The organism is Neisseria sp. Dent CA1/247 (genome assembly GCF_022870825.1).
Taxonomy (GTDB): domain Bacteria; phylum Pseudomonadota; class Gammaproteobacteria; order Burkholderiales; family Neisseriaceae; genus Neisseria; species Neisseria zoodegmatis.
Genome location: NZ_CP091522.1, coordinates 794,717 through 807,314, shown reverse-complemented (window position 1 = coordinate 807,314; position 12,598 = coordinate 794,717). Strand labels below are relative to the sequence as shown.

The following is a 12,598-nucleotide window of genomic DNA, read 5'->3' as shown; positions in this document are numbered from 1 at the left end:
AATGGCTGCCGGTTTCCTGATTCCCGCTCTGCAAAAACTGCTGACTTTTTTAGCGGCAAAATTGATTATCGCTTTAGGGCTTACCTTCGTAACCTTCGGCGGCTATATGGTCGGCCTGAATTGGCTGAAAGAGTACATAGTTAATAATTTCAACAATATGCCGTCTGCCGTATTCCAGCTTATCATGCTCGCAGGCTTCGGCTATGCGCTCGGCATCATCTTCGGCGCATATGTATTCAATATCACAATGGCCAGCATTACCAAACTTTCATTTATGCCGAATGGGGGTGGTAAATGATTATTCTGCAAACAGGCGTTCCCGGTTCGGGCAAAACGGCATCAGTCGTCAATATGCTGATGTCCGATGAATCCTATACCCACTTTACCGATAAAGACGGCCAAAAGAAAAAACGCCCGCTGTTTGTTAACGGCATTCCCGAATTGCAAATAGAACATGAAGAACTTTCAGACCAGCAAATCAAAGAACAGGGATTGCAAGACTTCCTGCCCTATGGTTCGCTCGTCATCATAGACGAAGCACAAAGATTAATGGGTATGCGTTCCGCCGCCGTCAAAGTACCGGAACATATAGAAAAACTCGCCCTGCACCGCCATCACGGCTTGGATATTGTGCTGATTACCCAGCACCCCAGCTTTCTTGATTCTTTCGTCCGCAGACTCGTCCAGCGTCATATGCACATCAGCATCAAGCCCGTTGGCAGAAAACTGTATGAATGGAATGAATGCATCGACCAGCCGGATAACGCGTCCAATATCGCCAAAGCGATTGAAAGAAGCTTTGTACTGCCCAAAAAAGCCTTCGGTCAATACAAATCGGCTGAAGTACATACCAAGCCCAAGCGGCGCATACCCAAAAGCCTGATATTCATGATTATCTTTCTGCCGCTGTTAATCGCCTTTACCGCCTATACCTTTTTGAATATGAAAAAACGCTACTCAAGCGAAGAAACGGCATCGGCCGTTTCAGACGGCCATGCGGGCGGCTATGCAGCCCCGCCTTCTGCCGTGCAGGGCAAAAGCCTGACACCCGATTTATATGTACCCGTGCTGGCAGAAAAGCCTGAATCCAAACCCCTGTACGACAATGTCCGTCAAGTAAAAACCTTTGAGCGCATCGCCGCCTGTATTTCAGGGGGGAATAGCGGCTGTACCTGCTATTCAGACCAAGCCACGCCGCTGAAAGAAATAACCGCCGAAATGTGCAAAGACTATGTAAAAAACGGCCTGCCGTTTAATCCGTATAAGGAACCTGCAAATGCTCAAAACGCCCCGTCTGAATCGTCTGTAAGCCCTGCATCTCAAGGTGGTTCTGTTACTGTCTTGGATGGTGAAAGTAAGTATACAATTTGATTTCTTAGGTAGCGTAATATTCAAGGCCGTTTTTTTATTGTTGAACTCTCCTAGCGCATGTATGGGTAACACGGTATGTTATTGGAGAGTTCGGCAATAAAAAAATGGTCTATGGGGTGCGGGAACTCCCGCCTGTTTGAATTTCAGCAATTTTATTTCTTCCGGCGTTCTACCTCGATCTCGGCCAAACCCTAAAAATAGCTTAATTTTTAAGCAAAACCAACAATGTAAAGCAATAAAATGCTAATTCAAAGCTTTAAGCCGTTTTACGAAAAGACGGCTTAAAGGTTTGGATTAGACGTAATTCAAACCGTATCCCCCGACTTCGACAACGGCCAAAGCAACATAGCTTGTACTTGAGATTGAAGCGGGGGATTTCTTGTTTATAAAGATTGGGTAGCATCAAAGAACATACGAAAGTATGAATCTGAATAGTAAGGGTAATGATGAGAAACGCATTGGGATTGGATATATCGCATAAAACCTTTGATGCCGCATTGCTGATAGATGGTGTTATCAAAACAGCAAAATTTGAAAACGGCATAAAAGGATTTCAGAAACTGAAAGACTGGTTAAGCACGTTTAGCCACTCCGATATTCATATCTGCATGGAAGCAACAGGAAACTACTTTGAAGATGTAGCCGATTACATGGGCAAAGATTACAAAGTGTCGGTCATTAATCCCCTTAAAATAAGCGACTATGCCAAAAGCCGCTTTTCCCGAACCAAAACCGATAAACAAGACGCAAAACTGATAGCCGAATATTGCAGCACCGCTTTAACGAAAGACCTACCGCTAAGGCAACCTGTATCAAAAGCCCATTACCGTTTAAAGCGCGTATTGGCATTACAGGAACAGCTTATCGAAAGTCAGACGGCGGAAAAGAACAGACTTTCAGCGGCCAAAGATGAATTCGTTAAGCAGATCCATCACGAAAACATCGCCCATATCCAAAAACAGCTTTCCCTAGTGAAAGCTGAAATTGAAAAAATCATGCAGAATCCCGAGCTGAAAGACGTTTCAGACGGCCTTCAAACCATACCTTCGATTGGCAAATTAACCGCCGCCATTCTAACCAACCATCTCTTATCCGGCACATTTAAAAATGCCGGTCAATTTGTCGCCTTTGCCGGATTAAGCCCGCATCAAAGACAATCAGGAACCAGCGTCAACGCCAAAGGCGGCATAACCCGTTTCGGCAACAGACGCTTGCGAGCCGCATTATTCATGCCCGCCATGGTCGCCTATGCCCGCGGATACTTTCCCGAATTCACAAAGCGGCTGAAACAAAAGAAGAAAAAAACAAAAGTCATCATCACGGCCATCATGCGGAAACTGGCGGTCATCGCCTTTAATCTTTACAAAAATAAAACAACCTATCAGCCGGAACGTTATAAGGCCGTCTGAAAACGTAACGCAAAATAACAAAACGGGTATTGCCTGAAAGTCAAGCAAAACCCGTTCAAAATAGTTACGTCCATTAAAAATGACACAACAAAATAATCAATAAGATTAGGAACTTATAAAATTGCGTAAAAATACCTGTTGAATATTAAAGTAGCATCTCAAGTAATCCCGAATCAAATCAGTGCGTATCCAGCTTCAACAAACGGAACACCAGCCCCAAACCGATCACACTGCACACCATATACACAATGCTCGACACACCGTGCCATTGCCCGAAAGAGCCGCCGATCAAACCCAACAACCAATTGGATTCGCCCGCTTTATGCGCCTCAATCACCGGCGTAATCAAAAACTGGTTCACCGCCATCAATACCAGCAGCAGCACAATCCATTTCGGCGTGTAAGAACGGGTATAGCCGCGCTCGGCGTGCATCTTATACACCGCATACACCAACAGCCAAACCGCCAAGCCGAAATAAGCCACCACATTAAATAAAACGCCGGCCAGCTCGCCCGCCTGCATTCTTTGCAGATTTTGAAACAGCAGCGGCGCCGCCACATAACCCATTCCAAGCTGCAAACCCAGCCACACTCCGGCCAACACAGCCGCCAGTTTTTTCATGAAGCACACTCCAGTCTGATTGATACACAACAAAGCACATGATACTGCCGAATCCGCCCGTTTTACAACGCTCGCGGGCGCTGCAAAGACAAACGGGGCAAATAATGCTATCCTGCACGCTTTCTGTTTGAAATTTGATGCAATGAAAAAATTTCTGATTTCCGTATTGTTCGTCGGCATTTGCGCCTTAGCAGCCCTGCCTTACTACTTGGGCATCAAAGCCGAAGAAAGTATGGCCGCCCAACAAAAACTGCTGTCGGAATCCAGCTTTCTGACCGTAGAGTCGCACCAATACGAGCGCGGTTGGTTCAGCGCCACCGAAACCACCGTCATACGGTTGAAACCCTCTTTGCTCCACAACACCCAAAAATACCTGCCCGACAACCTCAAAACCGTGCTGAAAGAGCCGATTACCGTTGTCAACCACATCAAACACGGCCCGTTTGCCGGCGGCCTCGCGCCCGTTCGCGCCAAAGTGGACACCGAGTTCAAATACCACCCCGACGTAGCCAAAGTGCTGGCGCGCTTTTTCGGCGAAAACACCCCCGTCAGCATGACCAACACCGTCTATCTCGGCGGCAGCGGCAAATTGGATATCAACGTACCCGCCTTTGATTACGAAGAACTTTCCGGCATCAAACTCAACTGGAAAGGCTTGAGCGGCACCACCGATTACCAATCGGACTTCTCCGCCTACACCCACGACTACACCGCCCCTTCCATGCAGATCAAACTTGCCGATAAAGGCGACATCGCTTTGGAAAACCTACACGTCCGCACCGAAACTACCGAAGGCGGCAGCAAACTGGCGTTAGGCAACAGCAGCTTCAAGCTCGACAAATTCTCCCTGCAATGGAAAGAAGGCTTCGACTACAACGTCAAAATCAACGAATTGGTCAACATCGTTACCGATTTACAGATCGGCGCCTTCATCAACCCCACAGGCACGATTGCACCGTCTAAAATCGTTGTCGACAAACTCCAATTCGACACCCAAACCGGCGAGAGCGGCGAATGGATCAACAGCGAAGGCCGCTTCCGTTTCCAAACCCTCACTTACGGCGACGACCGCTACGGCCCGCTCGACATCAACATCGCCGGCGAACACCTCGACGCCAAGAGCCTGCTGGCAGTGAGAACCAAACTGGCCGAGCTGTCTTCCAAAGAAATGAGCGAAGAGCAGATTCAGGCCGAAATCATCAAAACCGTTAAAAACGACGCTTCGGGGCTGTTTACCCAAAACCCCGTGCTGAAAATCAAAACCTTCCATTTCACCATGCCCGAAGGCATTGTAGACGTGAAAGGCGAAATGCGCTTCACCGGCCTGCTGCAAAACGACCTCAACGACTTGAGCGCGATGCTGAAAAAAACCACCGCCCATTTCGACATGCAAGTACCGCAAAAACTGCTTGAGCAACTTGCCATCAATCAGGCCCGCAACATTTTCAGCGTGAACGCCGAAGACTTGGCCGAAGGCCGCGCCGGCATCGACGACATCAACGAAACCCTGCGCCTGATGGTCGACAGCACCGTCAACTCCATGGCCGGAGAGCAATACCTGACCGTTGAAGAAGGCAACATCAAAACCCGTATCGAATTGGCCGACAACCAATTGAAACTCAACGGCAAAGCGTTCCAAGCCGAACCCGAACCCGAGTTTGACGAAAGCGATATGCTGCCCGAAAGCCCCGCCGCTTCCGCGCCTGACCGTTAGGTTTCGACTTATTTATTTATTGATGATGCTTTTTCAGACGGCCTGTTATCCACCGATACAGGCCGTCTGAATATTTCCCTCAAGCAATGCACCCGCAAGCTCAACGCCAAAATTAATTTTGCAAAAATCCGCCCAAGCCACCACAATGGCGGCAATGTTTCCCAAAGGCCGTCTGAATGCCCAAACTCCATGAAATAATCGAACAACATTGGCAACGCCCCCGCCCTTTGCTCGGCGCGGTGTTATGGCCTTTGTCGCGGCTGTTTCAAGCCGTATCGTTTGTGCGCCGCGCTTTGTATCAATCAGGCCGTCTGAAAAGCCGCAAACTGCCCGTGCCGGTGGTGGTGGTGGGCAATATCCATGCGGGCGGCGCGGGTAAAACCCCTGTGGTTGCCGCTTTGGTGTCGGGCTTGCAGGCGCGGGGCATCCGTGCGGGAGTTATCAGCCGCGGCTACGGGCGCAGTTCAAGCGGCACACATGTATTGAATGAAAACAGCACCGCCGCAGAGGCCGGAGACGAGCCTTTATTGCTTTACCGCCAAACCCTCGCGCCGACAGCGGTCGGCAGCGACCGTGCCGACGCAGGTCAAGCGCTGTTGGCGGCGCATCCCGACATTCAAGTGATTGTGACCGACGACGGCCTGCAACATTATGCTTTACAGCGCGACATGGAAATCGTGGTGTTTCCCGTTGCCGATACAGGCCGTCTGAATTTGGATTTACTGCCCAACGGCGGTTTGCGCGAACCGCTTGCCCGCTTGCAGAAAGTTGATGCCGTGGTGGTTAGCGGCTGCACCGAAGCGCATCAAACCGCGTTCGGCCTGCACCGAAACGAATTTCACAGCCGCCTCGGCATCGGCAATATTTACCGCCTGCACCACCCCGACGAGTTTCTCGACACAGGCCGTCTGAACGGCTTGCGCGTGGCCGCCGTGGCCGGCATTGCCAAGCCCGAACGTTTTTTTAATACCTTGCGCGCCATGGGCATCACACCGGCAGAAACCCGCGCCCTGCCCGATCACGCCGCGCTGACTGCGGCGGACTTGCCGCAAGCCGACATCGTGATCATTACCGAAAAAGACGCAGTCAAACTTTCAGACGGCCTGCCGCATTCTGTGTGGGTGCTGCCCGTTTGTGCGATAATCGAGCCTGACTTGGCGGCGTTTGTCGCAGGCCGTCTGAACATTGAATCGAATATCGGAAAAGGAGCAAGATGATGAACACTAAAAAGTATGTATGGGCAGCCGTATTGTGCATGGCGGCAGGTTTAACTCAAGCCGCACCGGCCAGCAAAGCGTCGGTAGAAAAACTGTTTGAAGTACAAGACTTCGACAAAATGATGGACGATATATTTGACCGCACTTCTACTGTTATTTTAAAAAGCGAGAAATTAAATCAGGATTTAGCCACCGTTCCTCCCTCTAAACGAGAAAAAATAAGAGAAATCGTTACCCGCTACCTAACCGAAGATATCCAGCGGCTTAATGCCCCTGAGCTTCGCGCACAAGTACGTAACATATCGGTTGAATCCATGCAAAAAATCTACACCCAAGAAGAAGTCGATGCGATGGTCAACTTTTACGGGTCTCCCATCGGCCGCTCCATCAACGCTAAAATGCCGCAATATTTCCAAGCAGTAATGACGCCGCTCGCCAATATAATGACAGAACGTATGCAAGAGTCGAATCAAAAATACCGCCCCAATATGGTGCGGGAAATCAATCAGGTTCTTTGTGGCAAGAATGTCTGCAAACAACCTGCCAAATCTAAATAAGAAAGCAAAACCATGGAAAAGAAATTTTTAGACATCCTCGTCTGCCCGGTCAGCAAAGGCAAACTGGAATACCATCCCGACAAGCAAGAGCTGTGGTGCCGCCAAAGCAAACTGGCCTACCCCATCCGCGACGGCATTCCCTATATGCTTGAAACCGAAGCACGCGAATTGAGCGAAGAAGAGTTGCACGCATGAGCGCCTTTACCGTTTTGATTCCCGCCCGGCTCTCTTCCTCGCGCCTGCCGGGTAAAGCGCTGGCCGACATCCACGGCAAACCCATGGTGGTGCGCGTAGCCGAACAAGCCGCCAAAAGCAAAGCGGCGCGCGTCATCGTTGCCACCGACCACGCCGACATTCAGACGGCCTGCCAAGCGCACGGCATCGAAACCGTGATGACGGCCGACACGCACGAGAGCGGCACCACCCGCCTGGCCGAAGCCGCCGCCACGCTGGGCTTGTCCGACGACACCGTGATTGTGAACGTTCAGGGCGACGAACCTTTAATCGACCCCGAACTGATCAACCGCACCGCCGCCCTGCTGGTTGCCAACCAAGTGCCGATGGCCACCGCCGCGCACGCTATCGACAATTTGGCCGAATTTCTCAATCCGAACTGCGTGAAAGTGGTGCTCAACACCCACGGCAACGCCCTGTATTTCAGCCGTGCGCCGATTCCCTACCCACGCGATGCGATGGCTGCCGGCACAGACAAACTGCCCGAAGGCTTAAACCCGCTGCGCCACATCGGCATTTACGCCTACCGCGCCGGCTTTTTGCAGCAATACGCCCAAATGAGCGCTTCCGTGCATGAAACCGCCGAATCGCTGGAGCAGCTGCGTGTGCTGTGGCACGGCTACCCGATTGCCGTCGAAGTGACCGACACCGCCCCCGCCGCAGGCGTGGATACGCCGGAAGATTTGGAAAGAGTTCGCGCTGTCTTTAAGGGATAACGCGCCCAAGCAGCAGATAATATTTGCCCGTTGGTAACAGGCCGTCTGAAAACATCTCCGGCCGCCAACGGGCAAATATTATCTACTAAATGTGTTTGAAACCGATTCATCGCCAGACAAACGGCTTTATTGCCATTCGTCATACCCAAGTTTGGCTCAATCACGGCGTGTGCTGCTTGCGCTGGTTTACGCTAAACCTGTTCAAAATAAGACAAAACCGTTTGCGGCAGCCAATTCAGATGGCCTCTGCCCGCTCCGCTCACAAAACCGACATGCCCGCCGTAGGCCGGTTGCAGCAAGGTAACGGCAGACGAAACCTCCGCCGCAGTCGGCAGCGCTTCCGGCGGCAGAAACGGATCGTTCAAAGCGTTCAGCAGCAAAGTCGGCACCGCAATATCACCCAGCAAAGGCTTGCACGACGAGCGGCGGTAATAATCGTGGCGGTCGGCAAAACCGTGCAACGGCGCGGTAAATCTGTCGTCGAAATCGCCCAGAGTTTTACAGCTCACCAGCGTTTCTTTGCCGTAGCCTACCGCTTCGGCTTTCGGCAGCAGCGATTGCAGGAAATAGCGCGTGTAAAGCATGCGGGTCACGCCGCGGTCGAAGCGCGTACCGGCTGCGGCCAAATCCACCGGCGCAGACACCACAGCCGCAGCCTGCGGCACCGCCGCGCTTCCCTCTTCTCCCAAATACTTCGCCAACACATTTCCGCCAAGCGACACGCCTGCCGCGTAAATCACCGGAAACCGCTCCGCCAGCTTAGCCAGCATATACGCCACTTCACGGGTATCGCCGGAATGGTAAAACACCGGCGCGGTATTCGGCACGCCGCCGCAGCTTCGGAAATGCGCCACCACGCCGTTCCACCCCCGCGCCTGCACCGCCCGCATCAAGGCCACGGCGTAATGGCTGCGGCTGCTGCCTTCCAAACCGTGAAACAGCACCACAAGCGGCGCGTTTTTATGCGGGCTGTCGATAAAATCGTAAGCCACCATCGTGCTGCCCGTGCTGTCGGGCAGCAGTTCGCGACGGTATTGCGGCGCGGCTTCCTGCAATGTTTTGGCGTAAATGGTTTCAAAGTTGCCGTTTCTCAACCAAAACGGCGTGTTTAAAGGTGTAAGCATCATGATTTTGCTCCGGGAAGCCTGCGGAACAACACGAGATACAGCCCTACCGACATACTCATGCCCGTAATCCAGCCGACCAGCACATCCGTCGGATAATGAACGCCCAGCACAATGCGCGAAAAGCCCATCATCACAGCAAATGCGGCTGCCGCAGCGATAATCCGTTTTCTGTACGGCGACGGCCAATAAATCAGCACAACCATCGTAGCGAGTGCCGCAGCAAACGTGCTGTGCCCACTGGGAAACGACGCGCTGGTTTCATGCACCACCCGCGGCCACAATTCCGGCCGCATCCGTCCGAAAAACTGTTTGGCCACAGACATCACCATCGTCGGCAGCAATGCCGCCAGCAATACGAATACCGCATACCCGCGCTGTTTGCGCAGATAAAACCATGTGGCAAACACCACCGTAATCGGCGTGGCAACGGAAGCTTTGCCGATATGGTGAAGCACAACGGCGGGAGCGGTCAGCACACCGCCCCAATGCTGATGCACCCACAGCATCAACGGTTCTTCGAAATGGAATCGGTCTTTATCCCAAATATCTTCGGCAATAAATCCCGCCACAATCAGTGGCAGAATGATACTGAAAAACAACAATATCACGAGGGGAATGCTGGGTATAAACGCGCGTAGAGACAACATAAAAAATGAAGCGGCAAATAAAAAACAAGACGGCATTTTATAGAAGAGCCACGGTTTATAACAGGCTGCGGCAGTAAAAGCGCCTTGTTTTAACAAGAATTCATTATTTGATTTTCATAACTTAACAGGTTGTGATTATTTTTATTATTTACAGATGATAACCATTGCAATTTTCACAATGGAAAGTTAAGTAAAGGTAAAGAATTGTTTAGAAATTGTTGGTATGATGGCTTTCAAGTTGTTTATAAAAACAAAAATGTGCTGTTGCCCGCAACAGCAAGGTTCACATAAATACGGAGGTTTATCATGTCTGTTTTGCTATTGGAAGCGATCATTTTCGTTAACTGGGCATCTTTGCTGACCATCTTGGGCTTTTGGGTAACGGAATATATTCTTTAAACCAAAACAGCCGCTATTCAATGAAAGGCCGTCTGAAAATATGTTTTCAGACGGCCTTATCTTTTGTACTCCATTACCGCAAATAAAAAAACGGTACGCTGTTACCAACGTACCAAAAGGTTGCCTTGTTTTGATGGAACACAGTAAAAAAGATACCCGATATTACTTCACACACCGGAAACCTAAATTGTTCAACACAAACTTGGCCTGCAAACTGGTGCGGATGCCGTAGCGCATAAAAGCGGCGTAATCGCTGGGGTCGGCCGAGCCTGCCGATGCGCCGCTGCAAAACATATTATTGCCCGCCGCCGCGTTGGAACTGAGCAGGCTGCTGTTGAAATCTTCCGTCCATTCCCAAATCAGACCGTGCATATCGTGAATGCCCCAATAGTTCGCCTTGCCTTTGCCCACATCGCGCAGCCCTTTGCGGCTGCCTTCGGCATACCAGTCGAGAATGGTGCGGTTGTAGCCTTCTTCCGCCGTGCCGTTGATTTTGGTGGCGGATGCCTGCCCGGCAAACTCCCACTCATCAATGGTCGGCAGGCGTTTGCCTTGTGCGGCGCAGTAAGCGTGCGCGGCGAACCACGATACGTTGGTAACCGGTTTGTTTAGGTCTTCTGCTGCCGGCGCGAAAGCGTTCGAACCGGTTTGCGTCCAATGGCGCAGATAGCCCGATTCGGCTTTTTTGCTGTCCACCTTGCCGCGCTGCCATTGCGGGTATTTTTTCACAAACGCGTCAAACTGGGCGTTGGTTACGGGCAGCTTGTCCATATGAAACGCTTTAACCTGAATCATAGGCGTTTCTTTTTTGAGGTAAAGCGGGCGGTAACTGCCGCCTTTGACCGCAGCCATATCCGAAGCGGCTGCGATGCCCGCCGTACACATCAGCAAAGCGGCAAACAGTTTGGTAGCGGTATTCACGGCTTTTCCTCCATGCTGGTTTTTCAGACGGCCTTAACAACATTACCGATATTTAGTTAGATAAGGCCGTCTGAAAACAGTTCGCGCTTGTTTTGCCAACCGTTTTTCAGACGGCCTCCAATTGCCCTACTTATTTGGCTGCACGCTCTTTGGCTACGTCGGCTGCGGAGATTTGTCCGCCGCCGTTGTCGAAGCTGTTGAGGATGTAGGTCAGCACGTTGGCGGTATCTTCGTCGTTTAAGGCCATAGCAGGCATTACGCTGTTGTATTCTTTGCCGTTGACGGTGATTTTACCGCTCACGCCTTTTAAGACGGCATGGATACCGCGTTTGTGGTCGGCTTTCAGGTAATCGGAATTAGCCAGCGGAGGGAACGCACCTTCCACGCCTTTGCCTTCCGCGCCGTGGCAGGCCATACAGTTGGCGTTGTACACGGCTTTACCGAGCTTGATTTGGTCTTCCTTGCCGGCCGCTTTTTCGGGGCCTGCGGCCACTTGTGCAGCTTCGCTGGCAGTTAAGGGTACGGTTTGGATGGTGCCGCCTTCAGGCTGGTAAACGGTATCGCTCATTTTGCCCGAATAAATTTCTTTGTTGGCAGGGCCTTCTACCACCAGTTGACCCAATGCGCCTTTGTTAAACGCACGGAAAATAGAGTGGTCAACCAATGTGAAGCTGCCGGGAACATCAAGTTTGAAGTCAACGATGGCTGCACCGCCGGCAGGCACCAAAGTGGTTTGGATGTTTTCGTTAATCAGTTTGCCGCCTTCCACATAAACTTTATCGAAGATTTCGCCGATCACGTGGAAAGAAGACACTAAGTTGGGGCCGCCGTTACCCACATAAATCCGCACGCTTTCGCCTACCTTGGCTTTCAGAGCGTTGTCGCCGGCAATCGAACCGACGTGGCCGTTGAAGACCACATAATCGGGCTGTTCTTTAATGGCTTTTTCCATATCGAAAGGTTGCAGGCCGCGTTCGCCGTATTTGCCTTTGGTATAGAAGTCGCCCTGTACCACATAGAATTCTTTGTCCACTTTCGGCAAGCCTTCTTTAGGCTCGACCAAAATCAGGCCGTACATACCGTTGGCGATGTGCATGCCCACGGGGGCAGTGGCGCAGTGGTAGATATACAGGCCGGGCTGCAAAGCTTTGAAGCTGAAGGTAGAAGTGTGGCCGGGGGCGGTAAAGGTGGCTTCCGCACCGCCGCCGGGGCCGGTTACGGCGTGGAAGTCGACGTTATGCGGTACGGTAGAGCTGGGGTGGTTGGAGAACTGCACTTCCACTTGGTCGCCTTCGCGCACACGGATGAATTGACCCGGCACTTGGCCGCCGAATGTCCAATATTTGTAGTCCACGCCGTCGGCCATTTTCATGACTTTTTCAATCACTTCCATTTTCACAACCACTTTGGCGGGGTAGTCGCGGTTAACGGGCGGAGGCACTTCGGGAGCGTGTGTCATCACGGCATCAATCACCGGCAGATCGCCTTGCGGTGCTTGTGCATCGGCTTTTTGCTCGGCAGATGCCGGGGCTGCGGTGTCGGCAGGTTTCTCGGCTGCTTTTTGACCGCAGGCGGAAAGTGCGAAAGCAGAGGCAATCAAGGCGGCAAGAATGTGATGTTTCATGGCAGTTTCCTTTTTTGTTGTTCCTCTTACCGAAGTAAGC

Annotated in this window: 13 protein-coding genes; 8 read left to right on the top strand and 5 right to left on the bottom strand. The window is 51.5% G+C overall.

The window, feature by feature from the left end; genetic code table 11:
* The first annotated feature begins 1 nt into the window (after position 1).
* From LVJ85_RS03930 to LVJ85_RS03920, 3 genes are all read left to right on the top strand, one after another.
* Positions 2-298, top strand: coding sequence for a DUF2523 domain-containing protein (locus LVJ85_RS03930; RefSeq protein ID WP_244740057.1), 297 nt, complete (start codon positions 2-4; stop codon positions 296-298).
* Positions 295-1,371: a zonular occludens toxin family protein gene (locus LVJ85_RS03925; RefSeq protein WP_244741629.1), complete on the top strand. Its 1,077-nt coding sequence runs from the start codon at positions 295-297 to the stop codon at positions 1,369-1,371. Before LVJ85_RS03930 ends, LVJ85_RS03925 begins: the two co-directional genes overlap by 4 nt.
* A gap of 446 nt (positions 1,372-1,817) precedes the next feature.
* The gene (locus tag LVJ85_RS03920; protein ID WP_244743010.1) at positions 1,818-2,780 is read left to right on the top strand and encodes an IS110 family transposase; all 963 of its coding nucleotides are present in this window, start codon (positions 1,818-1,820) and stop codon (positions 2,778-2,780) included.
* 178 nt (positions 2,781-2,958) lie between these two features.
* On the opposite strand, the gene LVJ85_RS03915 is transcribed toward LVJ85_RS03920, so the two are convergent.
* Complete coding sequence (locus LVJ85_RS03915) at positions 2,959-3,402, bottom strand: DUF4149 domain-containing protein (RefSeq protein ID WP_244741627.1); 444 nt, start codon at positions 3,400-3,402, stop codon at positions 2,959-2,961.
* 142 nt (positions 3,403-3,544) lie between these two features.
* Here LVJ85_RS03915 and LVJ85_RS03910 point away from each other — a divergent pair, with 142 nt between their 5' ends.
* The 5 genes from LVJ85_RS03910 to kdsB all read left to right on the top strand — a co-directional run bounded on the left by LVJ85_RS03910 (position 3,545) and on the right by kdsB (position 7,840).
* Positions 3,545-5,116 carry a YdgA family protein gene (locus LVJ85_RS03910; protein ID WP_244741624.1) on the top strand — a complete coding sequence of 524 codons (1,572 nt, stop codon included), beginning with the start codon at positions 3,545-3,547 and terminating at the stop codon, positions 5,114-5,116.
* A 176-nt stretch (positions 5,117-5,292) separates the two neighbouring features.
* Positions 5,293-6,333: a tetraacyldisaccharide 4'-kinase gene (gene lpxK / locus LVJ85_RS03905; RefSeq protein WP_244741622.1), complete on the top strand. Its 1,041-nt coding sequence runs from the start codon at positions 5,293-5,295 to the stop codon at positions 6,331-6,333.
* On the top strand, positions 6,330-6,890 hold the full coding sequence (locus LVJ85_RS03900) for a DUF2059 domain-containing protein (RefSeq protein WP_244741620.1): 561 nt from the start codon (positions 6,330-6,332) through the stop codon (positions 6,888-6,890). Before lpxK ends, LVJ85_RS03900 begins: the two co-directional genes overlap by 4 nt.
* 12 nt (positions 6,891-6,902) lie before the next feature.
* Positions 6,903-7,085, top strand: a complete 183-nt coding sequence (locus tag LVJ85_RS03895; RefSeq protein ID WP_115133761.1) for a Trm112 family protein — start codon at positions 6,903-6,905, stop codon at positions 7,083-7,085.
* Positions 7,082-7,840 carry a 3-deoxy-manno-octulosonate cytidylyltransferase gene (gene kdsB / locus LVJ85_RS03890; RefSeq protein ID WP_244741617.1) on the top strand — a complete coding sequence of 253 codons (759 nt, stop codon included), beginning with the start codon at positions 7,082-7,084 and terminating at the stop codon, positions 7,838-7,840. Before LVJ85_RS03895 ends, kdsB begins: the two co-directional genes overlap by 4 nt.
* A gap of 191 nt (positions 7,841-8,031) precedes the next feature.
* Here kdsB and LVJ85_RS03885 read toward each other — a convergent pair whose 3' ends face one another.
* The 4 genes from LVJ85_RS03885 to nirK all read right to left on the bottom strand — a co-directional run bounded on the left by LVJ85_RS03885 (position 8,032) and on the right by nirK (position 12,558).
* Entirely contained in the window at positions 8,032-8,967 is a 936-nt protein-coding gene (locus tag LVJ85_RS03885) for a YheT family hydrolase (protein ID WP_244741615.1), read from the bottom strand.
* Positions 8,964-9,614, bottom strand: coding sequence for a phosphatase PAP2 family protein (locus LVJ85_RS03880; RefSeq protein WP_244741613.1), 651 nt, complete (start codon positions 9,612-9,614; stop codon positions 8,964-8,966). The genes LVJ85_RS03885 and LVJ85_RS03880 overlap by 4 nt, the downstream gene beginning before the upstream one ends.
* Positions 9,615-10,175: 561 nt before the next feature.
* Complete coding sequence (locus LVJ85_RS03875) at positions 10,176-10,898, bottom strand: formylglycine-generating enzyme family protein (RefSeq protein WP_085362911.1); 723 nt, start codon at positions 10,896-10,898, stop codon at positions 10,176-10,178.
* Positions 10,899-11,064: 166 nt separating this feature from the next.
* Positions 11,065-12,558 carry a copper-containing nitrite reductase gene (gene nirK / locus LVJ85_RS03870; protein ID WP_085362831.1) on the bottom strand — a complete coding sequence of 498 codons (1,494 nt, stop codon included), beginning with the start codon at positions 12,556-12,558 and terminating at the stop codon, positions 11,065-11,067.
* Positions 12,559-12,598 lie beyond the last annotated feature (40 nt).